The 24,148-nt window shown below is 54.7% G+C and carries 16 protein-coding genes; 8 read left to right on the forward strand and 8 right to left on the reverse strand.

The window, feature by feature from the left end; translation table 11 throughout:
* Positions 1 to 14: 14 nt before the first annotated feature.
* Together VAE55_RS02165 and VAE55_RS02170 are read left to right on the forward strand one after the other, a co-directional pair.
* Entirely contained in the window at positions 15 to 464 is a 450-nt protein-coding gene (locus VAE55_RS02165; RefSeq protein ID WP_322814181.1) for a hypothetical protein, read from the forward strand.
* A 183-nt stretch (positions 465 to 647) separates the two neighbouring features.
* Positions 648 to 1,109 (forward strand): hypothetical protein, encoded by a 462-nt coding sequence (locus VAE55_RS02170; RefSeq protein WP_322814182.1) that lies wholly within the window; start codon positions 648 to 650, stop codon positions 1,107 to 1,109.
* A gap of 604 nt (positions 1,110 to 1,713) precedes the next feature.
* On the opposite strand, the gene VAE55_RS02175 is transcribed toward VAE55_RS02170, so the two are convergent.
* Positions 1,714 to 5,145 (reverse strand): BTAD domain-containing putative transcriptional regulator, encoded by a 3,432-nt coding sequence (locus tag VAE55_RS02175; RefSeq protein WP_322814183.1) that lies wholly within the window; start codon positions 5,143 to 5,145, stop codon positions 1,714 to 1,716.
* Between the two features lie 709 nt (positions 5,146 to 5,854).
* On the opposite strand from VAE55_RS02175, the gene VAE55_RS02180 reads away from it, so the two are divergent.
* Both VAE55_RS02180 and VAE55_RS02185 read left to right on the forward strand, forming a co-directional pair.
* Complete coding sequence (locus VAE55_RS02180) at positions 5,855 to 7,900, forward strand: S8 family serine peptidase (protein ID WP_322814184.1); 2,046 nt, start codon at positions 5,855 to 5,857, stop codon at positions 7,898 to 7,900.
* A 1,045-nt stretch (positions 7,901 to 8,945) separates the two neighbouring features.
* On the forward strand, positions 8,946 to 9,338 hold the full coding sequence (locus VAE55_RS02185; protein ID WP_322814185.1) for a DUF262 domain-containing protein: 393 nt from the start codon (positions 8,946 to 8,948) through the stop codon (positions 9,336 to 9,338).
* Between the two features lie 1,036 nt (positions 9,339 to 10,374).
* Here VAE55_RS02185 and VAE55_RS02190 read toward each other — a convergent pair.
* A complete protein-coding gene (locus tag VAE55_RS02190; protein ID WP_322814186.1) occupies positions 10,375 to 10,812 on the reverse strand; it encodes a thioesterase family protein in 438 nt (145 codons plus the stop codon).
* A gap of 123 nt (positions 10,813 to 10,935) precedes the next feature.
* Between VAE55_RS02190 and VAE55_RS02195 the strand changes: the two genes are divergently transcribed.
* Complete coding sequence (locus VAE55_RS02195; RefSeq protein WP_322814187.1) at positions 10,936 to 11,307, forward strand: response regulator; 372 nt, start codon at positions 10,936 to 10,938, stop codon at positions 11,305 to 11,307.
* Here the strand turns inward: VAE55_RS02195 and VAE55_RS02200 are convergent.
* Both VAE55_RS02200 and prfB read right to left on the reverse strand, forming a co-directional pair.
* Positions 11,246 to 11,797 (reverse strand): HIT domain-containing protein, encoded by a 552-nt coding sequence (locus VAE55_RS02200; protein WP_322814188.1) that lies wholly within the window; start codon positions 11,795 to 11,797, stop codon positions 11,246 to 11,248. The two genes, VAE55_RS02195 and VAE55_RS02200, sit on opposite strands and share 62 nt — an antisense overlap.
* Positions 11,797 to 12,901, reverse strand: a protein-coding gene (gene prfB / locus VAE55_RS02205; protein WP_322814189.1) for a peptide chain release factor 2 whose coding sequence is annotated in 2 segments (ribosomal slippage) — positions 11,797 to 12,831 and positions 12,833 to 12,901 — 1,104 coding nt in all. Because the reading frame shifts where the segments join, the coding sequence is not laid out codon by codon here. Before prfB ends, VAE55_RS02200 begins: the two co-directional genes overlap by 1 nt.
* Before the next feature lie 164 nt (positions 12,902 to 13,065).
* Between prfB and VAE55_RS02210 the strand changes: the two genes are divergently transcribed.
* Complete coding sequence (locus VAE55_RS02210; protein WP_416181160.1) at positions 13,066 to 14,190, forward strand: L,D-transpeptidase; 1,125 nt, start codon at positions 13,066 to 13,068, stop codon at positions 14,188 to 14,190.
* 242 nt (positions 14,191 to 14,432) lie between these two features.
* On the opposite strand, the gene VAE55_RS02215 is transcribed toward VAE55_RS02210, so the two are convergent.
* Positions 14,433 to 15,569, reverse strand: coding sequence for a M23 family metallopeptidase (locus VAE55_RS02215; RefSeq protein ID WP_322814191.1), 1,137 nt, complete (start codon positions 15,567 to 15,569; stop codon positions 14,433 to 14,435).
* 624 nt (positions 15,570 to 16,193) lie between these two features.
* On the opposite strand from VAE55_RS02215, the gene VAE55_RS02220 reads away from it, so the two are divergent.
* Positions 16,194 to 17,036, forward strand: a complete 843-nt coding sequence (locus VAE55_RS02220; RefSeq protein WP_322814192.1) for a low molecular weight phosphatase family protein — start codon at positions 16,194 to 16,196, stop codon at positions 17,034 to 17,036.
* On the opposite strand, the gene chrA is transcribed toward VAE55_RS02220, so the two are convergent.
* The 3 genes from chrA to glgP are packed head-to-tail and all read right to left on the reverse strand — an operon-like array spanning position 17,037 to position 21,249.
* Positions 17,037 to 18,221, reverse strand: coding sequence for a chromate efflux transporter (chrA, locus tag VAE55_RS02225; RefSeq protein ID WP_322814193.1), 1,185 nt, complete (start codon positions 18,219 to 18,221; stop codon positions 17,037 to 17,039).
* Positions 18,222 to 18,232: 11 nt separating this feature from the next.
* Positions 18,233 to 19,045, reverse strand: a complete 813-nt coding sequence (locus VAE55_RS02230; RefSeq protein ID WP_322814194.1) for a Fe-S cluster assembly protein HesB — start codon at positions 19,043 to 19,045, stop codon at positions 18,233 to 18,235.
* A 53-nt stretch (positions 19,046 to 19,098) separates the two neighbouring features.
* A complete protein-coding gene (gene glgP, locus VAE55_RS02235; RefSeq protein WP_322814195.1) occupies positions 19,099 to 21,249 on the reverse strand; it encodes an alpha-glucan family phosphorylase in 2,151 nt (716 codons plus the stop codon).
* 814 nt (positions 21,250 to 22,063) lie between these two features.
* Here glgP and VAE55_RS02240 point away from each other — a divergent pair.
* A complete protein-coding gene (locus tag VAE55_RS02240) occupies positions 22,064 to 24,028 on the forward strand; it encodes a DUF4838 domain-containing protein (RefSeq protein WP_322814196.1) in 1,965 nt (654 codons plus the stop codon).
* Positions 24,029 to 24,148 lie beyond the last annotated feature (120 nt).

Raw genomic sequence — 24,148 nt, forward strand, 5'->3', positions numbered from 1 at the left:
CAACAGAGACCGAGATGCTACACAACTCACGTTACTGCGGCTCCCTCTCATCACAGATTCCCCGGCTGAACAATGGCGCTGCTAGCCGCTCTGCAATCCCGGCGACGCTGATAGCATTTGCCCAATACACAACTGCTGCTGATACCATGCTGCGCTTTTTCAGCAGTTATGGCGAGTACAGTACCGACGACACCTATCGCCTCACCATCCAACACGCCTGCCTCGATCTGGCCGGGAAGGTCATGCCCGGCACCAACTTTAGCCAGGTCGATCCGGTCACGGCACTGCACGATCTGCCAGCGCAACAGCTACTGGTGTTAGGCCTTGCCTGCCACGCTAGCGCGTACTCGCCGAACCTCGGTGCATCAGCTGCAGGTTGTCGGACAAACATTGCCGCAGCAGACTCAACTGCGCTGCTCGCTACTGAAAGTGGACGGCTGATTATGACCGTCTGTCGCAAGTAGCAGGTGGCGTACATTGGAGCCGGTTCCTACTCCATCGTTGCCCAGGCGCTGATCAACTGACTGTGTGAGCAAGGCAGATAACCGCATCGGCTATATCAGCGCGTTCGATCTCTCCACCTACTTCATATTTCGTCGTGCGTGAGATAGTCGAGTGGCAGGTGGTGCCGGCAGTGCTACAACGCTATGGCACCAAGAGCCGGAGCTGACTATGTTGAAGAGAGTGGCCCGTTCACGGTTGTCCGGTGTCGCTGCGCGACACCGGCAAGTGCTTTTTCCACCGACCACACGCCTCCGGCGGCGACCACAGTACGCACTGTCGTGCCTAAGCTTAAGCAGAGCAGGCGGGCAATGCAGCAGATCACCGGCGAGCACGAGGTCAGCATTAGCGGATCGGTCAGCGACTGTATCATCACCATCGGCAATCGGAATATTATCAACCGGATCAGCAATATCACGACCAACACCGTAGTAGGTCAGGGAATTGCCATGACATTCGGTGTATGGGCAAGTAGCGGAAACACACCGGCTGGGAGCATGGCGACCTCGGCCTTTGCGCCGATCTACGCTGCTTTGTGTACACGTCCGGCCGGATTCATCGGGAACCCCGGCACAGGTGCCAGCACCGGTGGGGAAGCCCTTCCGTAGAAGTAGGCAGTGGAGGTTGTGCAGTCAATGAGAGAAGCCCGGTAGCACAACGTGGCGCTAGCCTTCCTGGCTCCCTACCCCAATCTGCACGCTACCGCCCACCAGATTGGTGAGAGGTAGCGTGCAGAGCGGTACCGGCCTCGTATGTGATACTGCCTTTTTCCTACCCTGCGCATCTTGATCGGCTACGATCGCCAGGTGTTGCTCGACAATCTGCGAGCATTGCAGACGTGGTTGGTGAAATTGGCCGAACCGCACGACTCGGTATGCTGCTGCGGCTAGCTGAAACAATCATTGATGGGGAGCACTGCTGGTTGTGAGGGAGCCACGCCCACCTTAGTCTTTCTCCGGTGGGGAAGACCCTTCATCCTGGAGCCCTGGCGAGGAAGGGAAACGGTCAATCACACCAGGCAGGAGAAAATGGAAGAGGACATGATTCTATGGTGAATCGGCTACACCAGCGTGGCTTTGATCATCACACCCACGCAGAGGGGATGAGGCTCAAACCAGAAAGACGCGGCTTACACCTCGCCAATTATCCGGCCAACCTCCATCACGCGACTGACAGTTGAGGGAGTGATAACGTGTCAGCGGCAAACTCCTGTCATCCATAATAGGCAGCAATAATGTAACGATTGAATTCAGCGTTCAAATAGGTTGCTTGCCGATGCGGATCGCTCAGACGCCGCGCACGCTCTTGGATCAGATGATAGCCCAATTCAAGAACCGTGGTCGCACGACTATCCGCATGAGCTAACAGTGCTTGATAGACCGTCCAGTAGATGCGGAGCGTCTCTTCAGCGCCATCGAGTCGACCCCCAGCCAGTAAGTATTCGACGATCGGCAACGCCCATTGCAAGGCTTCGACAGCATTATGTCGAGCCAGGGCAACACGAGTCAATCCTGCCTGCGTTTCAAAGATCAGCACTTGATTCTTAAGTTGCCGACGGACTCGTAATGCTTCCTGATACGCCTGTTCGGCCTCATCAATCCGATTAAGCGCAAGCAACGCATGACCTTGAAAATCATACCCGTAACCGACCAGCTCTACCAGCTTTGAGCGTTGCGCCTGTTCGATAGTGGTCTGGGCATAAATAAGCGCAAGCTCGTGACGTTGATCATGATGCGCATGTAGGCTCAGATTTGCCATAATTGTCGTGTAATGTCGATGATCACCAACCAAGTTACACAAACTGAGCGCAATCTGCGTATGTGTTAGCGCCTGACCGTAATCTCCTAAAAGATCGTAAGAAATACCCAGATTGATATGAGCAATCATCTCAGCATCACGATTGCCACTCTCGTACGCCAAAGCCAGAGCCTGAAAATAGTATTGCTGCGCCAACTCATAATCACCGCGTGCATCAGCATTCTGAGCAAGCAGATCGAGGACATTCGTCTTTTGATATGAAATATTCAATCGTTGATAAATATCAAGCGCCTGACAAAGGTACTGTTCTGATTCGGCTAGATGTCCACAGGCAGTTGCGATATTACTTAGCGCCTCGAAACAGCGGGCAATAGCTAGATGATCATTGCTATATTGCGCAACTGCTAACGCCTGCTGTGCCCATTGTTCAGCTTCAGAAATATTTCCCAATCGTACATTGAGTTCGCAAAGCGAGCGCATGCAGTTGCCTTTAATCTGAAACACCTCAATATTATCGGTCTGTTCACTCAAAGCAGACAATTGTCCAAGTGCTCGCAAAAGGTAGTCGCGTCCACGATCGTGATCACCGGCGATACAGCGCTGACTCCCAATTAGACTTAGGCTCATTGCCTGCAATAACGTATCAGCAAGCTGTGAACTGAGCATCAATGCCTCTGCAAGCATAGTTTCAACTTCACGATACCCACTCCTTACCCGTTGCAGAGAAACTAACCCGCAGATCAGGCGAACCCGCAGTATCTGCGCTGCCGGCTGGTTCGCTTGACTAACGTAGGCTATGCTCTGTTGAAACCGCCTAATACCATCGACAAAACGCCCCGTCAGCCGATACAGGTCTTCAAATGCGGCAACAGCCGCCGACACCCATTCCCATTCACCATGAGCTAGCGCCCAGTACCATGCTATATCAAGATCGGCATAACTGGCAGTGAGTCGTTCGCGTACACTGGCACTATCCCCCCTTCGCAAATGTGGATGTAATGCGGCCAGCCACGCCAAGAACCAGGCAGCATGACGACGCAAGGCCTGCTTTTCAAGTTGCAAATGAGCAAAGACATGCGTCAGTTTCTCTCTAGCAAATTGACGGATGTAGTCGTGGATCCAGACCGTATCATCGTGTAGAAGATGGATAAGCGCACGATCCATTAATTCACGCAACAATTGCCGATCTTCGGTGATTGCTAAGGCTGCTGGCAGCGGACACGGCGCACACACCACACTTAACATTGCCAGGACACGTCGCCTTGCTTCACACAAACTCTGCCACACCGACTCGAACACCACATACAGACTGCGATGGCGATCCGGTACATCGACAAGCGGATTGTTTAGTACCCGCAAACTATGCTGAACAGCCTGCTGCAATGTCTCTAAATTCATACTGCTCAAACAAGCCACAGCCAGTTCGATACCAAGCGGTAGCCCTGATAATGCCGTACAGATTTGCTCAATCCGCTGCAGTGCAACTGCATCAAACACCAACCCATAGCGTTCAGCTAGAGTTACAAACATCTGCGCACTTGCACTCTGTTGATGGCCAACGGTAGCCAGCGACAATGGCCCTAGCGATATCACATACTCGCCTCGGATGTAGAGGCGTTGGCGAGATGTAATCAGCGCAACACACTCAGGTGCCGCTTCCAACAGCTCGTGCAAGAACCGATTCGCAGCCACAACCTGCTCAAAACTATCGAAGACTAGAAGATAGGCACGTTTATGGAGAGCAGCAATCACCTGAGACTCTGGCGACTGCCGGTCATTCACCTCGATTTGGCAGGCATCGGCAATCATACGTGCTACATGCGCAGCCGGATCGGTCACCTGTGATATTCCCGCAGTTGCTGAGTCGTCTTCAGGATGCAAAAAGATATAGCGAACACCGTCGCGAAAAGCAAAGCGCATCAATTGTGCAGCTCGGATTGCCAGCCGAGTTTTACCGGTACCACCCACACCGACAATACTGATTAGTTGGAGATCAGGCCGATTGATCAGATCGGTCAGTGTACGTATTTCCTCATCGCGCCCTACCAGCGGTAACTGATCAAGCGCGACAGCCCGGCGCTGCGCCAGCAACGTACCATCGGTGTTAGACCTATGACCATTCTGAATTGTCGCCGCTAACGCTTGCGTTGTGAGGTCAGGTTCAATCGCAAACTCTTGTTGCAGGATATCACAACAACGTTGGTACTGCGCTAATGCTGCAACCCGCTGCCCCTGATAAGCTAGCGCCAGCATCACATGGCGATGAGCTTCTTCGCGCCACGGCTCCATCTGCAATTGACGATTAGCATACTCCAGGGCGGTATGCCAGTCTTGCATACGTAGTGCATACTCGGTCAGGTGCGTAAGTACCTCAAGCACAGCCCGGTGAAAATATTCCTGTTGTCGGGTTGACCATTCGAGCACGAATTCACTTTCCGGTGTTATTCCGGCCAGAAACTCCCCCCGATACAACGCTGATGCCGTCTGCAATAGCTCCTGACAATGGCGACACCCCAATGGCGAGCGATGGATGTGTGAACGTATCGCTGTGACAAGCTGCTCAAAATGGAGTGCATCAACCTCCCAATCCGTAGGTAAGCGAAGAGTGACCGTTTGCGCGGTTGTTGTCAACCCAAAACTAGCATCGGCTAACGCATGACGGATACGGCTCAACGTGACGCGTAGTGTGTTCTGTGCCGCGGTTTGTGAACGATCAGGCCAGAACAGGCCAGCGAGCATTTCACGCCGTATGAGCTGTCGCTGATGAAAACACAACCAGGCAAAGAGTAGGCGAGCACTGTCAGTTTGAAATTCACTGCTGATTGAGATGTCGTTTCGGCGAACATCAAACCCACCCAGCAGTTGCAAATACCATCGAGTAGACATAGTGTTTGTAACGATTTTGTTGCGCCTTTGTACTGTAATATAGTAGCATAGTTGCAGGTAAAATCAATCACTTGTTATCGACATCAGCATCGTGGCTCCTACCCTTACGTTATGATCTGAACGGCTAGAAAGTAAACTTCATGTGAGCTATCCACATCACCAGTCCTGCTCATTATGGTAATAACTATCATCGTCTGCTTGATCATTCCGACCCTGGTACTCACGGTATCTTATAAACCAAAGCTTAGATCAGGTATACGCGAATTCAGCAGCCAATCACCGAACACCACTATCACTCATGGGCCACCCTACAGCCGGTTACCGATCGTGTAGGCCAGCGGGTATAGGTACTAGTACACTTTGAGCGGCGGAATAATAGAGTACAAGCATATTTAGGTAAGGAGGTAAACCGTAGCGTTGGGGTAGAAGCCGGCTACATCGGAAAACAGGCGTTCTCGGTTATTAGTGCGCACCATCCGGTCGCTTGCTTAAAGGGTTAGGAACCGCACCTTATCCGGTGACGACGTACGGACGGTTACGCCCCTTCTGAAGATTCTAAAGATTATGATCTAGGTTGATGTGGAAGCAGACTTTCCACCTGCTATATCTGCTATCTACGCATTGCTAAACCGACAATAACGTTCATTCCGGTAGCGTACCTTCGTTTACGAGTAACATACGATACGGTTCCAACGAAAGTGAGTAACCTATGCAGCCATACATTCGTATCCTTCTAGTAATTACCATCTTTGGTGTCATCAGCTTCGTCGTCGTACCAACAATTTCCCGTTCAGCACCGGCAGGACCCTTGATTCGATTACGCTCTCGCACGTTCACTCCGCAGCCGGGCTTTCCCGCCGGTGAGCGTAGTCTGGTCAGTATGGCGGCTGTTCACGAGGCGCTGGAACGTGTTCACGTCTTCGTGCAGTTTGAACACGCTCCTACCGACGCTGAACGTGATGCTCTGGCTCAAGAGGGTGTCACGCTCCTTGCTTACGTGCCCGATCACGCCTGGTACGCATCCATCCCCACCACATGGCTCCAGACTGCAACTTTGCCGGCGAGTATTCGCGCTATCGCTGCTATCCAGCCCACCGATAAACTATCACCACGTCTAAACCGCAATCGCAACCAGCAGCCATTACCAGTGCTAATAGCAACCTACGCTGATATTGAACTGACCATCATTCACGATCTCGTTCAACGTCTCGGTGGGAGTGTTTCGAAGACTGTGCCAGAGCGGCAATACGTGCTCGCCTACCTGCCTGACGTTGCCAGCCTCACGATCCTGAGCCAGATGGATAGTGTCTTCTGGATCGATGCATGGCCGGGTCCATTTGAACAGAAAAATGATGGTGGACGCAGCGCAACCAAAACCGATCAGGTGCATGCACTGGGTTATCACGGCAATCCGGTCTCGGCGCCAGGTAGTATTGTGATCGGGGTCTGGGATTGTGGTTGGGTTGAGAGTAATCATCCTGCTTTCGCCGACCGTTTAACAATTGGTGATCCAACCTCACCTGATAACGGGTGTGGTGGTGCTCCCGGTACAAACGATCATGCCACCCATGTTGCCGGTACAGCGGCTGGTAGTGGTGCCAACAGCCCATCAGGCCGCGATCTACGCGGCCATGCTGATCAGGCAATAGTTTTGTCATACGACGTTGATAATGCTGCCCAAGAAGTGATTCAAGCCATCCAAGCATATAATCTTGATATTTCACAAAACTCCTGGGGACCTGACCCAGGAGGATGCGATACAACTGTACTGGGTGTGTATGATCAAACCGCAGCCGATTTTGATGCCCTGATCCACGGTACATTCTCGCCCACGGTAACAAAAACGGTCTCTGTCGTTTTCGCGAATGGTAATGAGCAGACCTACTGCCCTAACGGATGGCGGACGTCAAGTGGTGGTGCGATGGGTAAGAATGTAATTGCTGTGGGCGCTACTAATTCCGATGATAAATCGATGACCAATTTCAGTTCATTCGGTCCTACCGAAGATGGACGCGTAAATCCAACTGTGGTTGCACCGGGTTGTGAGTCTAGTGGCGAAAGTGCAATCTGGTCAACCTTGCCCGGTCAGACCTACGGTGGTGATAATTGGTGTGGTACTTCAATGGCAGCACCAGCAATCTCAGGTATTCTCGGCCTGATGCTTGAAGCATACAATCTGACCTACAACAGTGATCCACTTCCCGCTACTCTGCGCGCAATCCTAGTGCACACTGCCGAAGATTTAGGTAATCCCGGCCCGGATTATCAGTTCGGTTACGGTCACGTTGATGCACTGGCGGCCATCAACCTCATCACTGCAACCACCAGCCCGGCTCAATCACGGTATATTAAAACGAACACTATCACCAATGGTCAAACGCAAGAATATGTCATCAACCATCCCGGTGCATCACTAACATGCACCTTGGCTTGGGACGACGTTCCGGCCACCTTACCGGCCAGCCAGACACTCATCAACAACCTCAATCTGCGCCTGATTGGACCAGATACCAACTTGTACCTGCCCTGGGTGCTCGATAAGAACAACCCGGCCAACCCGGCTACACAGGGTATCAACAACGTTGACACCATCGAACAGGTGCGGATCGCCAATGCGGCCGCCGGCGAATGGACGGTACAGGTCGTGGGGAGCAATATTCCACAAGGCCCACAAGCATACGCTTTGATATGCCCGTTTAGCGCTCCACCAGAACCTAACACATTTAGTATTTACGTGCCGACGGTGAGTCGGTAGCAAGCTAACGTCTGTTCGGGATAAGACATTACCCGCCTGGCAGGTATTGCGGTACCAACACCACAATACCTGCCAGACATGGCATGAGACTCAATGGCCAGAGTTGTAACCCAATTTCAGTACATCGAGGTCCCCAGAGGTTTATTAGGCGATGAAACGCTCATGCCATCCCGCTCGCATCAGTGGGTGGCACAATCCTCCGTTGCGGCAATACGTGACGGAACCAGTGCACGACCTCACCCATAAACGAACGTCAATGAACCAGGTTTGGGTGGTGTCGACGTCCATCAGATGTTATGTAACAACCTCTGGCGACGTACCGCTGTCTGGATATAAAAGATGTGACATCACACGCTGCAAAGGGCATCATATCAAATCTTCATTGATCAGGCATCACTACCAATCGAATCAGCGCTGCTCATCGGTCAAACGATAGCAGTTGCCTCGATCCGTACCACCACTCACCGCAGTCAACTCATCACGGATGGTCTATCCTGACGGACGTGATCTGAACGTGTGGTGTCCCTGCAAGTCACAGGGACACCACTACACCCCGCACCGGATCGTGAGTACGGTTAGCTGCTGCAGCCACGTTGCTACACTCCACACGACGCGTCATGAACAACCTGGTCTAGCAACAGTATCTCATCTGAAATGTGAGACCATTGCATGCGGCGCAACAATGTCGGTTCTGCCCTTCCACGCTCAGGTCTGGTACCAGGGTGATCGTCGGATTACGAGTTGTGAATGCTATGCCACCAGATGTGACACAATAAGCCCCAGAAAACAGGACAGACATCTTACTACGGCACTCCATTCTGGCTACCATGCAGAATATTGATAGCTACTGATCAGGTTATTGTTACCCTTATTACACTGCAAGAGATCTGTCACATCCTGCGTGCGACAGATGCGTAGCTTCGTAGCGAGACAGTGCCAAGGGAGTTGTTTTGGGCACTATCGCACTGTTTGGTGATAGGCAACGTTCGCCTGTCGCGTAATTTCGTTATTTACTTCGAGGAGAGTAGCCATTACGAGCAACCTGTTGTTCAAAAAAGTTGATTGTTCTGTAAGCAAACTGCTAAAAAACATCGCTATCGGCGAGATCGGCTTACCTGACATCCAGCGCCTCTTTGTGTGGGATACCACTCGGGTTCGCGACTTATCTATGTATCGCGGCTACCCCATCGACCCGCTGCTCTTTTGGGAGAACGGCTATCCTGGTGAGCACTGCACCATCGGTGTTCATGGGAAACAGAAGGCACCTCACCTGCTTATCGTTGATGGTCAGCAAGGCCTCACTGCCCTGTACACGGTGATGAGAGGCGAAGTTATCACCGATCAGAAGTTCCGGCGACGACACATCAGAATTGTCTTTTCACCTCTCGAGAATCGCCTTGAAGTAACCAATACTGCAATTGAGCGCGAAGCATCTTAGATTGCCGATATCAGTACTCTCTGGAAACCTGTATTTGACCAATACACCTTTATTTCCGAATTTTTAGACCGCCAGACTAGGCGTCACGAACTGGATGCTGAAACCCGCAAATGTATTCCTACCACTATTCAACGTGTTGTCAACCTTAGCAACTATCCAATGACCGCATTGGAAATTTTTCTCAATGCCAATGCAGCGCAGGTTTCAGAAATCTTTGTACGCATTAACAGCCGTGGCCGCACACTCAACCAAGCCGACTTTGTTCTGACACTTATGTCTGTCTTTTGAAACGAGGGGCGTAAAGAACTGGGAGATTTTACCCACAAGACCAAACAACCATCCACCAACAGACAGCCTTTCCCCTCCAACCTGTACTTCCAGCCTACACCCGACCAATTACCGCGCGTGGATGTAGCCCTAGCTTTTCGCCGCGCTCGCCTCGCGCCTGTTATTCTATCTTACGGGGTAAAGACTTGCAAAGTAGCGAGTTTTCTGTTGAAGGGCGTGATAAACAGTTCGCAGTACTGCAAGAAATGCAAGCCTGCGTGTTGGACTTGCAAACTGGCATGAGTTTCTCAAGGTGAGCAAGCGAGCCGGATTTATCCATCCCAAAATGATTACCTCTGAAACGGCCCTGGCGTATACACCTATGCCTTCTGACCGAAATGAAGAGGCATCCACTGTACAACCGTACCCTCCTGCACCGCACCCTGCTTACCGATGATCAGAGGAACGACCTCTGGCTCGACAAATACAATCTCCGCATGGAGTTTCAGGGGCGGACAGCATAATGCACCGACACCATTGTGTTACCTTATCAGGACACCCAACACAGGCTTCTGCACTCCCATCTACCTCGGTGAGTTGCAGTCGACGTGGCAGGAGGGGCACGGCATGCCGTGCCCCTCCGTCTCCTGTCATGCCGGCGCTGGCGTCTAGTGATGCATCGTTCAGGTGCAGTATCAGGGAATAGTTGGCCGGTGTGTCATGGCTGCTATGATATCAGACTTGGCTATGATACCAGACTTGATATCACTCACCCAACCTCACCTTGCAACTCCGCTACCCGCGCACGAAATTCATCACTAATCGGCACACTACGACCGGCAGCGTAGTCATAGGCTACCAGCACCGACTGCCCAGTTGCGATTAAGGCACCATCACCCACACGTGCAATGGCATAGTCCATCGTAAAACTCTTACCGCCAATCCGGCTCACCCGCACGCCAACCAGTAACTCATCACCAAAATGGGCTGGCGCCTTGTAACTAATCGTCAATTCAGCCAGAATAATCCCCAACCGGTTGAGTGAACCACCCACTAGACGTTGATAGTAGGCAATCCGTGCCGACTCGAAGTAGGTGGCGTACACCGCATTGTTCACATGGCCCAGTGCATCAAGATCGCGAAACCGCACCTCAATCCGATAGTGGAAGGGATATTCGACCAATACAGGTGGTACTGCTAGATTCATGTCAGGCTCCTTAAACATGCAAACCCACTGTCTACTCTCTGGTATAATGGCGCTCAACACGACAACAATCCACTCTCACATTATCCCGGCGCAGTTCTTTACAGAACCGGTAAGGACATCAATATGCCAGCGAATAAGGGTACTATCTTTATTATCGACGATGATCTCAGCCTCCAGAATATCCTCTCCATCGCCCTGCGCAACGCCGGTTACGATGTTGTGCTGGCCCGCGACGGCCTCGAAGGTCTGCGCATGCTTGAGCATCTCTCACCCAGTCTGGTTATCAGCGATATTATGATGCCGAACATGGACGGCGTTGAGACCTTCCAGCGCATTAAGGAACGGCTGCAAGATAATGGCATTCCAATCTTTTTGATCACTGCGCTCAACCGCAAGCCGTGGTTTGCCGATCTTGAGGCTGAAGGCGCAGTAATTATTCAGAAGCCGTTCGAGGTGCATCATCTGGTTGAGCTGATTGATCGGACGCTGAGCTAAGTGCAGCAAAGTGTGGCCGGAGTCGGGCATAGGTCTCGTCTAGTGCTTCCGGGATCAGTTTTGTATCGCCAACTACTGGCATAAAGTTGGTATCGCCATGCCAGCGCGGCACGATGTGCATGTGCAGGTGGTCGGCGATACCGGCCCCCGCTACTCGCCCCAGGTTCATGCCAAGGTTGAAGCCATGCGGTGCGTATTCGGTTTGCAGAATCCCGACACTCTGCTGAGTTATGCAAAATAATTCATTAGCAACTGCGCGATCCAGTGTGGCGAGATCGGCAACATGGAGGTAAGGCACTACCATCAAGTGCGCCGTGTTGTATGGATAGAGGTTCATCACCACAAAACAATATTGACCACGATAGAGCACCAGACGTTCGCTATCATCGGTGTCGTCGGCAGTTGCCATTGCACAGAACACGCATCCCTCATCCGGTGTCTCTCCCCGCTTGATATAGCGCATGCGCCACGGCGTATATTTGATTTCCATCACGTCTCCCGCACGTTTGCCCGTAGGAAGGCTTCAATAAACGGATCGATCTCGCCATCGAGCACTGCCTGTACGTTGCTTGTTTCGTAATCGGTGCGATGGTCTTTGACCAGCGTCGAAGGATGGAGGTAATAGGTTCGCATCTGGTTGCCAAATGCGGCCTCGCGATATTCACCCCGGAGTCGCGCACGTTCTTCGGCCTGACGCTGCAATTCGCGTTCGAGCAGTCGTGCCCGCAATACGCGCATGGCCAGTTCGCGGTTCTGTATCTGCGAACGTTCATTCTGACAGGTAACCACTATTCCGGTTGGCAGGTGAGTGATGCGCACCGCCGAATCGGTAGTGTTCACACCTTGCCCACCATGACCACCACTGCGAAAGACATCAATGCGCAGGTCTTCCGGTTTAATCTCAACTTCAGGCGCATCATCAACCTCTGGCATCACCTCAACGCGTGCAAAGCTGGTCTGGCGGGTATGCGCAGCGTTGAACGGCGACAGGCGAATCAGACGATGGACACCGGCCTCGGCGCGGGCGTAGCCGTAAGCGTAAGGGCCACGAATCTCGATAGTCGCACTCTTGATTCCTGCCTCTTCGCCTTCGCTCAGGTCGATCAGGTTGACCGTATACCCTCGCCGTTCGGCCCAGCGCGTGTACATGCGCAAAAGCATCGCCGCCCAGTCTTGGGCATCTGTTCCACCCATACCGGCCTGCACCGAAAGAAAGGCATCACGGTCGTCGTATGGGCCACTAAGCAGAATTTCCAGCTCACGCTGCGCCACTTCATGCTGAATAGCCTGTACTTCGGCGGCCAGATCGGCAGTCAGCGACTCATCACCTTCCAGCTCGGCCAGTTCGATCAGTTCGGCTGCACTGGCGATGCGCCGTTCAAGCGCATTCCACGCCGTCACCTCTTCTTTCAGGCGAGTGAGCCGTTGCATAATCTCCTGCGCAACGCGCGGTGTATTCCATAGTTCGGGATCGGCGGTCCTGGCTTCTAACTGCTCAATCTCAGCCTGTTTTGCCGCCAGGTCAAAGATGCCCCCGTAAGTCGGTGTAGCGCGAACGAACTGTTTCCAGAGTGTCGTGTAAATCGGCTAACATAGCTGCTCCTTATCCGTATCTGTTGTACGTATTATAGCAACACATTCCGTCGGCAATTGCACAATCGTCTCAATGGTTGATAATACTCACATTTCCTATGGTACCATGGCTTGCCGTACCGTATAATACAATCACGATCCGGCCTGGAACCAAGCGAGGCGATGATGCGATATGTTAGCTGGGTGCTGGCAGTCATCCTGGCACTGGCAGTCGTTCCGGCACAAGCCCAGAGCAGTGTGCTCTATTTTGTAGCCACCGGTCAACGGCTCGATGACACCTATGGCTTTCTGTCGGTCTGGCGATCAAGCGAAGGGGCATTAACGCTCGGTCAGCCTATTAGCGCACCATTGCGCGAAGGCGATCTCACCGTGCAATATTTCGAGCGCGGTCGCCTGGAACTGCATCCAGCCTATAACAACGCGGTCTTGCGCGGACGAGTAGGTGCCGAGTATATCGCTGCGCTGGGCAAATCATTTCCCCCACCCTCAGCCGCCGCTCGTGAAAATCCCAATCGTCGCTTTTTCGCCGAGACTGGCCACACCCTTGGCCCACCTTTTCTCGCCTTCTGGGAGGCTCATGGGGCGACTGAAGTGTTTGGGTTGCCGATCAGCGAACCGCACTGGGAATACGTCGGTGGAGCTTTGCGGCAAGTGCAGTATTTTGAACGCGCCCGGCTTGAGGTGAATCCACGTCCGGCTACTCCCGAACAGGCGATTCAGATCGGCGATTTGGGCCGTGCCCTCGCTCGCTTACGCAGTATCGATCTGCGCCCGGTTCCCGCCGGGAATGCGATGCCGGTTGATGCCAGCGGCCAACCACAGGCACCGGCACCAGCTCCGCCAGCACCGGCTCCCGCGCCAACCCCAGCACCGACTACCCGACCGGCTGCGGCACCTCCTCCCCAGCCGGCACTCCGCAGCGGCAAGCTGATCGTTGTCGATCTCAGCGACCAGTGGTTATACGCGGTTGAAGGAGATCGAGTCATCTTTGATGCACCAGTCTCAACCGGACGCGATGGCTTCAATACTCCGGTTGGAACCTTCTTCATTTACGCCAAAGTCCGCGAACAGACCATGCGCGGTTGCGCCGGTGGTGAGTGCTGGGTTGTGCCGCGTGTTCCTCATGCTATGTACATCGTTGGTGGTGTCGCTCTGCACGGAACATACTGGCACAACCAGTTTGGTACCGGTATTCGCCGTAGTCACGGATGCGTCAATCTACCGCTCAAAGCGGCGGCATGGCTCTACGAGTGGGCACCGGTCGGTACGCCGGTGGTTGTGCGGCGGTGATGGCCGGAACCTGTTACAACAAGTCATCACCATATACAAACGCCAGACTCTGTGTATCGCTGATGGTGAAGATGATTCGGTACTACGTCCTCATCGGATGATGACTGCGCTGCCTGCTCTCTTCCAGGTGACACAATGAGAAATGCGTCTGGGATTGCAGCACCACGTGCCCACCATTCGGCCAATCAGGAGGGGCGACACCGGTATCACCCCTCTCCGTTTTCCTGATGTCCAAACCGGTTCTACTCAACTCTGATCGTCATCACGGTTTGCCAGACACCAATATTGCCGGCATTGTCAATTGGTTTGACCCGCAAGACATAGACACCGGGTGCCAGCGTGGGCAATGTCAGCGTTGGTTCAGTAACAAACCACTCACTCTCGCCAGTCGGGTCCTGGCCCAGATAGATCCGATAGCCAGACACACCGGATAGCGCGTCCTCTGCCGCCGGCCAGTTTATCACGGTCGGTTGCGTCTGCACAATGTGTAATTCGGCAGGAGTTACGGTCAGCACAGGCGGCGAGTAGTCAAAACCAAGCGGCCCATAACTGGCCAGCGTTTGCCGACCATCAGGCCCCCAGGCCCGCACGTAGAGCATATGCCAGCCCTCCCCCATATCGGCCAGCCGTGCATAGCCGTCAAATGCGCCGGGGAACATTGGCGTATCGGCGGGAGGTTCCATATTCCACGCCTGACTCAGACCACCACCACCCCAGGCCACACTAAAATCAATCTGATAATCGGCACTGTACCATCCACCCGGCAACGCAGCACTGGTAAAGGTGATGATTGGATCCTGCAATGCCATTGCGGTCAAGACCTTGCCCCCGTGCTGATTGCAGCCACCGATCTCCGGCAAATCATAGCCTTCAGCGAATGTAAGCGGAATGGATTTCCGACCACTCCAACCATTCGCACCGGCAGTAAAGGCGGTGAAATGCAGGTGAGGAATGCCGGGTGAACCCCGATCGCCGGCATATCCTAACACCTCACCAACTGTAAAAAACCGACCACGTTCAGTAGTGACCGGTCGGCTCAGGTGTGTGTACATCGTAAAGAAGTTGTTGCCATGGGAAAGAATGATGGTCCCGCTACGAGCTTCCCAATGCCATAGCGTACCATGCGCCGCAGCGCGAATTGGTGCATCATACGTCGGACCGTGTACCTGCACCAGATCAAGGGAATAGCGATCCCAACCATTATGGGTACCGCAGGCATACCCTTGAATAATCCGCCATGGTTCGCCGGGGGGAGTGGGTAGCACGAGTGAGGGAGCAGCGAAGAGCGGTGTTGGTTGCGCGAGTAGCGAGAGCATTACGGCGATAAGCCAGAGTGGTGCGAGCAAAGCGCACCGCTGGCGCGTCGAATGCATCTGCATGCGGTTGTCCCTCCGGGCGTCGTCCAAACAGGGGACGAACGCCATTCAACACGGAATCGTACTGTCACAGATACTGTGACGAGAAACAGGACGAACGTGGTCCTGTTGCGGAGTATTCATACACGACTAGGTGTATAAAAATGAGTTCCCTTATCGCCATTGATACAGGAACGGCAGCAACATACCATAAGTCGCTGAGTTGGTCAAGAGGAGGAAAGACCAGGACTGTACGGTGCAGATCGGGCGTAAGTGGAAGTGCGTAATTGAGGGCTAGCCCCCATTCTTCTCTTGCGAGAAAAGAGGAGAGAGTAGTGTGCAGAGGCGACGTGAGTATTTTTCCGGTGCAGAGGGTTAGCCTGAGTGTGGGTATGCGCGACCAGAGTTTTCAGGACGATAGCGAGCGGCTGCGCCCTATATGGTGTAAAAGCGTTTACAATACCACAGAACATCCTATTCGCACTTGAGACTTGAGATGGAAGCGATACAACGTTGACGTCAGTGGTGAATAGTGGTCTCTATAAGATGACGGAAACCACTGCCATTGAGGATGGTCAATACACCGGCCAATCCAAACTGACGTTATGCTACAATGCAACAAGCGTGCAGGTAGATAGGGAATGACACATGAGTACGCAGCAGATTCACCCTTCTCCAACACCGGTTATCCTCATTGTTGGCGCTGCCGATACGGGCCGGGCGCCGATTGCGGTGGCTTTACTGCGTCGGCTAGCGCAGGAACGAGGTCACACGTGGCAGATTGCGTCCGCCGGCGTTGTCGGCCATGATGACGATCCGCTTCAGCCGGCAGCCCGCGATGCGCTGGCTGTCATGGGCCTGACCCTCGACGACCACACGGCCCGTTCGTTGACCGATGATCTGGCGCATACTGCTCATCTGCTCATCGCAGTCGATAGCGGGATTGCCCGCGTGCTACACAATCGCTATCCGCAGGCCACCATCTACTCGCTCGGCGAACTGGCCGGGCGCAGCCGCGATATTCCCGACCCCGCCGGTATGCAGATCGGCGCCTGGCTGCACTACAGTCGTGAGATGGAACAGCTGCTGAAAGCCGGCTTCGAGCGCATCACAACCATCCTTAGCGGTAACAATGCGGTTGAAGAGTCACTCCCCCTCGCATTACCACCGCCGCCACCGCCGCCCTCTGAACGACAAGAAGTCTGCGCCCGTGCCACCCGTCTCCTCGACGCCATCCAGGCGATGCCTGATGTTATCGACTGGCCGGCTGCACGGGGGCGATTACAGGCGACGCTGGCCGAATTGATGCCACTTGCCACCGAACCGACCGATCTCACAATGCTGTACGTCGAGGCACTTAATCGCTGGCTCGACCGGCAAACCTCAACACCGTCGGCAGACCGGATTATACGGCTTCGCACAGCTATTGAGCGCGGCCAGCACCCGGTTGGGCAGAGCGAGGTGGCCGATCTGATGCGCTGGCCTGATTGATTACTGGCCACTCCATCCGAAACCACCGATCAGTGCGCAGAGGAGCACAACTGCCCACGGTGGTATGCGCCAGAGGTGTAGCGCAGCAAAGGCACCTAGCGCCAGTGCCACATCAAAGGGGCCACGGATCGCACTGGTTATCACCGGCTGATACAGTGCTGCCAGCAAAATCCCCACAACGGCTGCATTCACACCGGTCAGAGCGGCCTGTGCATCAGGCCGGGCACGTAAGGTCGCCCAAAAGGGTAGTGCTGCCCACACCAGCAAAAACGAGGGCAGAAAGATAGCAACGAGGGCCAATATGCCGCCAACCCAACCGGCGGGATACGCTGATGCCACTGCACCCAGATACGCGCTAAAACTCAACAATGGGCCTGGCACGGCCTGTGCAGCACCATAACCGGCGATGAAGGTCTCGGCGTTCATGAAATTGCCACCAACTACAACCGGCTCCAGGAGCGGCAGCACCACGTGCCCACCTCCGAATACCAGCGAGCCGCTACGCACCATACCCGCCAGCAGAGTCAGCGTGGGATGAACACTGAACGAAGTGATGAACAACGAGCCGGCCAGTAAGACAGCAAAGAGTATACCGAACAGCATACCGGTACGCGGCATAATCGGCGATTTGATGACAGAATTGCTGTTCGTTTGGAACTGGAGCAGGCGCCATCCGATCAGCCCGCCACCCCCAATCACCAGCAATTGCACAAGAGCATCTGACCAGATCACCAGAATCACGGCGGCAATGATAGCCATACTCGCCCGCAACCGATCCGGGCACAGCCGCTGCCCCATCTGCCAGACTGCCTGTGCCACTACTGCCACGACCACCACCTTTAAGCCATGCAACCAGCCACTGCCGGCCACATCACCCAAAAGCACAATACCGTAGGCAAAAGCGATCATGATCAAGGCGGATGGCAACGTAAATCCCAGCCAGGCTGCTAATCCGCCCAGCAGACCTGCACGTATCGTGCCAATTGCAATTCCCACCTGACTGCTGGCCGGCCCCGGTAAAAACTGGCACAGCGCAATCAGGTCGGCATACATCGCTTCATCGAGCCAGCGCCGCCGCTCGACCAGATCAGCCCGAAAATAACCTAAATGAGCCACCGGCCCCCCAAATGACGTCAGACCGAGGCGTAAAAACACCAGGAAAACAGTCAGTGGTGATGTTGACATAGCCGCTCACGTTAAGACAATTCCCGATGGCCCTGATACCACGCACACACCGAACGCAATGGACAACCATCGTGGCGATCAAGAAAACTGTTCCGGCCTGGCTGTCGTGAATAGACCCGCCGGGCCGGTGGGCCATCGCACCGTGGTCGGCTCAGGCAATAACGAACAGCCAGCTCGTTGAGTTGGGCATGGAAATCGGCCAGTAATTGGGGATCAGACGGCAGTGCAGCCGCAATAATGTGTTGAACCTTATGGTAACCGGCTCGCTCCCAGGCAATCTCGTCAGGTACCAGGCGCGCAAAAATCCGCCGGGTGTAGGCATCAACCACAAATAGCGGATGATCGCCAGCATAGAGCATAATCACGTCTGCCGTCTCCGGGCCGATGCGCGGCAACGTCAGCAATTCACGGCGCAGCATTGCCGTTGGGCGGCGCAACATTGTAGCAACATCGCCGTAGCGTTCACTAATCGCACGGGCGAGGGCAATCAATCCAGCAGCTTTCTGACGATAGAAGGCACAGGGATAGATTAATTCGGCAATATCGGCGACCGTTGCTCGGGCGAGTGCGGGCAAATCAATCAACCAGGCCTGATAAAGACGCTCAATCGCACCTTCAACCGTCTCCCAGCGCGTCTGCTGCACCAGCACGGCACCGATCACAATTTCGAGCTGTGGGTTGGGGCTGATAATCGGCCACCACGGCTGGTGAGCATCCGGGCCGTAGAGGACCCCAAAATGGCTCACCAGCCGCCGATAGACCTCAAGTGGAGTGACACGATGCCGCCAGCTCGCCATTGAATTGGTTGGTGTTCCAGGTTGCACGACGAACCCCTCAACACAATCGGCAATACACCAGCATCGTGCCAGTCTTACCGTTACGCTCCGGTCGGCGTATCCTGCACTGCCACCGGCATATACATCTCGCGCAGATAGTCGGCCAGCATCCGGCGCGTACTAAAGAGCGGTGCTACAGTAGCGATGGCTTCCTTACAAATCTGCACCCACTCAACCGGAATCCCATTCGCATCACGATTGTCGTAGAAGCGGGGGGCAACTTCGTGTTCGAGCAAATGGTACAGCGACTGCGCATCGTTCCAGTCTTGCTCCTCCTGACTGGCGTACTCTCGCTCGTCACCAATGGCCCAACCGTTACGACCGTTGTACGCTTCCGGCCACCAGCCATCGAGCACCGAACAATTGGGTGCGCCGTTGAGGCTCGCTTTCATCCCGCTGGTACCACTCGCCTCGTATGGCCGCCGCGGGTTGTTCAGCCAGACATCGACCCCCTGCACCAGAGCACGTCCAACCGCTATATCGTACTCTTCGAGGAAAACGATCCGCCCGGCCAGCCCCGGCTGCATCGCCATACGATACACGTCCTGAATAAAGTGCTTGCCCGGATCATCCTTCGGGTGAGCCTTCCCGGCAAAGATGATCTGGATTGGCTTGCCAGGTCGGTTAAGAATATACTTCAGCCGCTCAACATCTTTGAACAGCAGCGTTGCCCGCTTGTACGTCGCAAACCGCCGGGCAAAACCGATGGTCAAAATGTTTTCTTCGAGCACTGGCCAGACTGGCGCCGGAATGCCCAGCCGCATATAATGCTGTTGGAGACGCTGCCGACTGAAAGCGATCAGATCGCTCTTCAGTTTCTGGCGAGTACGCCAGAAGGTCTCGTCAGGAATCTGGTACACCTTCCGCCAGAGCTGTGGATCATCGAGATTGTCTTCCCAATTCTTGCCGAGGTACGAATTGTAGAGCGTGCGCATTTCGGGCGCCAGCCAGGTCGCAGTATGCACACCATTGGTGATCGAGGTAATCGGCACCTCATCCTGGCTGCGACCGGGGTAGAGCCATTGCCACATCCCACGCGCAACGTGACCGTGGAGTTTGCTCACCCCATTGTGGAAGGCCGAAAACCGCAAGGCCAGCGCAGTCATCGCAAACGTCGGCCCCCACTGCTGCTCTTGCAGCGCCAGACTCATAAACTCATCACGAGTCAGGTTCAATTGCGGCCAGAAGCTCCAGAAAAACTTCTCAATCATCGGCAAGGGGAAGGCGTCATTACCGGCAGGTACCGGCGTGTGGGTGGTAAAGACACAATGCGCCTTCACCTGCTCCATTGCCTGCTCGAAGCTATGGCCCTGCGCCACCAGCTCGCGGCACAACTCGAGCACCAGAAACGCCGAATGCCCTTCGTTCATGTGCCAGACGGTCGGTTTGTAACCGAGCCGGCGTAACGCGCGCACCCCACCGACACCCAACACCAGCTCTTGCGAGATGCGCATCTCTTGATCGCCACCGTAAAGCCGGGCCGAAAGTTCGCGGTCTTGCGGACTGTTGGGATGGATATCGGTATCCATCAACAACAGCTCAGTGCGTCCCACCTGAAACTTGTAGACCTTCGCGTAGATGGTGCGTCCTGGCAACTCAACCTCAACCACCACTTCCCGGCCTTCTGGGTCAAGCGCCGGGAGTGCCGGAACATCGGCGAAATTGAGCTTATTGTATTCGGCAAACTGCCAGCCGCTCTGATCAAGACGCTGGCGGAAATAACCTTGTGGATAGATAAACCCAACCCCGACCAGCGGAATACCCATATCGCTGGCCTCTTTGATGTGATCACCCGACAGAATCCCCAGACCACCTGAATAGATGGGCAGACTCTCATGCAGACCAAACTCGGCACTGAAATACGCAATCAGGGTATCTTTGGCGTCGGGATAGCTTTTGCTAAACCAGGTCTTCTTCGCGCCCATGTAGCTATCGAAGCTCTTGAGCACCGCGTCGTACCGCTTCAAATAGGCCGGATCATTTGCTGCTGCCTCCAGCTTACGCTGACGTACATCGCGCAAAAATTCGACCGGATTGTGGTACACTAGCTCCCATAGCTCTGGATCGATGGAGCGATAGAGGTCTTGCGCTTCGGGATGCCATGTCCACCAGAGGTTGTAGGCAAGTTCGCGCAGGCGTGCAATGCGTTCCGGGCAAGGCGTGAACAGGATCTCATGTTCAAACCGTAGCATGATACCCCCACATCATCATATTGATGAACAATGTCCGCTTGTACTGGTATGATACCAGGAACTCTGTTATCACCGCCATGTTGCCCGATACTTTTCCATGTGCTGCGCAGCGGGAAATGACGGCTATGTGCAATTGTAGCCGCTTACGGCAAATTTGTCCACTATGCAACTAATTTTTGGTCGCATGAGGAGGGAGAGGATAGGAGATAGGAGGTATTGTCGGTCGCTTCACGGTATTCTGCTGTGTCAGATCAAATCTGGCGTAATAGCGTTCATAAACCGTGTTCCAACGATTACCCTGGCACCCCCCTGAGTGCGGACGTACAGAACCAGTCTTGCCGTAACACATAGTGAGATCACGTTTCGGAGAGGATACCATTTCCGTATAGGATTACCCGTCTCGCCTCGTTTGGAGTGCGGCAGCTATGCTGCTGCGCCAGCCGTGCTTATGATCCGAGGAGATAGGAAACAGGAGGTAGGAAATAGGAAGGTATTGTCAGTCACTTCACGGTGTTCTGCTTCATCACCAGTGACCCACAGGCGCGTGTCGGAACGCGGGCTGGGCAGAGCGACTCTCCATCTGCACACCGCAGGTGGTACGCAAACAATCGCATATCAGAACATCCCATTCGCTTTGAAAATGTTATGTCAACTTTAATCCTAAACCAGGATAACCGGCGACAAAACCACCACGCGCTTGCGGCGCTGAACGACCTGGCGGTAAACAAATGTCGCGTGATCTCGGCTCCAACCGAACTAACGCTATAATAGCGACAAACAACGCAATGAACTGGTGAACGATCACCGGATACGTATGAAACATATTCTCTCACCAGGCTGGGTCATCGAACTCCCCAGCGACCATCCAACGGCCCAATTCGCCGCCCATGAATTACGCCAGACCATCCAACGAATGGGTGGCCCGACACTCCCACTTGTTGGTCAGGCGCACGACCACCGGATCAGCCTGCGTCACGGTGCTGCCGGCGATGGTTTCGTTCGCTTCGCCGACGAACATGGCCTCGTGTTAGTCGGCGAAGGCCCAACCGGATTGCTCTACGCCGTGTACCATCTACTCGAAAGCTGGGGATGGCTGTGGGTCGGCCCTGGCGTTATCAACGAGCGAGTACCTTGCCCTGATCAGATTGCCTTACCAGAAGCGACGTTCGCCGGGCAACCGGCATTCACCCGCCGGGGTCTAGTCATCGGCCACGACATCTTTCTGGCTCAGGCCGAAGCGTGGATCGAGTGGGCAGCACGTGCCCGCCTCAACACCATCTTCATTCACACCATCGGCGATCAGGGGATGCCGCTCGGTGCCTGCCGCCTACGCTCATGGCAACAACAACGTAACCGCCTCTGGCCATTGATCCGCGAGCGAGGGCTACGGCTGGAAATCGGTGGTCACCACCTCACCGACGCCATTCCACGTAAACGTTTTCGCCGTCAACCGGAACTCTTCCGCTTCAACGGTCGTCGTCGCGTATCTGATGGCAACCCCTGTCCGACCAACCCTATTACCCAGGCGCTGGTTCGTGAATGGGCACGATCCTTTTTTCTGGCCGAACCCGATGCGGCTGTGTACCATCTCTGGCCGGTTGATCGTCTGAGCGGCGGCTGGTGCCTGTGCCCACAATGTGCACAGCTCAGCCCTGCCGATCAGTCGCTGTTGCTGGTGAACGTGATGGCCGACGAATTGGCTGCGATCAATCCAACCGCCCGGATCAGCTTTCTGGCCTACCACGACAGCATGGCGCGACCACAACAGATTGTCCCGGCAGCGAACGTAGAGGCCCTCATTGCGCCACGCATGCGCTCGTATGCTGCCGGCATTGGCACCTCCACCCACCCAATCAATGGCTCGCTTGCCGAACAAATTGCGGCCATCCGCGAACTATTTCCCGCAGGAGTCAGCGTCTTCGAGTACTACCTCGATGGGATTCTGTTCAAATCAGCCCTGCCACCTCTTGGCAACACCATTGCTACCGATCTCCGCACCTATCGCGATTGGAGCGTGACCGGCGTCCATGCCCTGCTCACCGGCGACCGGCCCTGGCTAGCTCCGGGTCCCAACCCGCATACCTTCGCTGCCCTTGCTTGGGATCCCCGGCAAGACCCAGCAACACTTCGTCATCAATACGCAGCGATCCGCTCTCCGGCCAACCCGACCCTGCTTGATCAGGTGTATACAACGCTTGAAGAGGCCTGGCAACAGGTACTCGACATCACCCCCGCAGAAGTTCAACGCCAGCACCCCGGTCGGCGGCGTGACCCGATTTCACAACCACCCCGTGACGTTCTCGACGGCTACGACATTCCATCGCCGTACTGCGAACAGCGCCTATCGATCCTGCACACTGCGCTGGATAGTATCGCTTCCGGCGAAGCCTTACTGACACCCAACAGTGCCACGCCTGAGTCATCTGCACTCGCCGCCGATCTGGCCGAATGGACACACAGCAGACTGTTACTACGGTTCCTCGCTGCCCGGCAAGAAGTCGCTGTCCTCCAGGCCCGTCGGGCACCACCGGCTCGCCAGCAGCAGGCGCTGGCCGCAGCACGTGAAGCCCACGCCGATCTACTCGACTGGGCATCGCGCTACGTACCACCGGCGGCGCGATCCGGTCATCGCCTGTTCCGCACCATCCTGAAACTGCACCTCGACCATCTTGAGAGCCAGATCGCCCCTCCCTGGCGCCAGGCCCAAATGCGCTGGCGTCGTTTGCGGGAACTCACCATCATTTTTGCTCAGCTTTGGCGGGGATGGTTATTACGGTAGCAGATGCAGGTATGCCGCTATAGCAAGGCCAGATGCTTCCCACCGGCCTGCCGGTGGAGAGAGTGGTTCACAGCGATGCCAGCAGGATGCGCGTGCGGCAGCCAAAGCCAAAAGTCTGCC

This window comes from Chloroflexus sp. (assembly GCF_034432675.1).
GTDB lineage: Bacteria > Chloroflexota > Chloroflexia > Chloroflexales > Chloroflexaceae > Chloroflexus.

Excerpts from the sequence above, each read along its gene's own strand:
- VAE55_RS02165 (WP_322814181.1), top strand. The coding sequence starts at position 15 with ATGCTACACAACTCACGTTACTGCGGCTCCCTCTCATCACAGATTCCC.
- VAE55_RS02170 (WP_322814182.1), top strand. The coding sequence starts at position 648 with ATGGCACCAAGAGCCGGAGCTGACTATGTTGAAGAGAGTGGCCCGTTC.
- VAE55_RS02175 (WP_322814183.1), bottom strand. The coding sequence starts at position 5,145 with ATGTCTACTCGATGGTATTTGCAACTGCTGGGTGGGTTTGATGTTCGC.
- VAE55_RS02180 (WP_322814184.1), top strand. The coding sequence starts at position 5,855 with ATGCAGCCATACATTCGTATCCTTCTAGTAATTACCATCTTTGGTGTC.
- VAE55_RS02190 (WP_322814186.1), bottom strand. The coding sequence starts at position 10,812 with ATGAATCTAGCAGTACCACCTGTATTGGTCGAATATCCCTTCCACTAT.
- VAE55_RS02195 (WP_322814187.1), top strand. The coding sequence starts at position 10,936 with ATGCCAGCGAATAAGGGTACTATCTTTATTATCGACGATGATCTCAGC.
- VAE55_RS02200 (WP_322814188.1), bottom strand. The coding sequence starts at position 11,797 with ATGGAAATCAAATATACGCCGTGGCGCATGCGCTATATCAAGCGGGGA.
- VAE55_RS02210 (WP_416181160.1), top strand. The coding sequence starts at position 13,066 with ATGCGATATGTTAGCTGGGTGCTGGCAGTCATCCTGGCACTGGCAGTC.
- VAE55_RS02215 (WP_322814191.1), bottom strand. The coding sequence starts at position 15,569 with ATGCAGATGCATTCGACGCGCCAGCGGTGCGCTTTGCTCGCACCACTC.
- VAE55_RS02220 (WP_322814192.1), top strand. The coding sequence starts at position 16,194 with ATGAGTACGCAGCAGATTCACCCTTCTCCAACACCGGTTATCCTCATT.
- chrA (WP_322814193.1), bottom strand. The coding sequence starts at position 18,221 with ATGTCAACATCACCACTGACTGTTTTCCTGGTGTTTTTACGCCTCGGT.
- glgP (WP_322814195.1), bottom strand. The coding sequence starts at position 21,249 with ATGCTACGGTTTGAACATGAGATCCTGTTCACGCCTTGCCCGGAACGC.
- VAE55_RS02240 (WP_322814196.1), top strand. The coding sequence starts at position 22,064 with ATGAAACATATTCTCTCACCAGGCTGGGTCATCGAACTCCCCAGCGAC.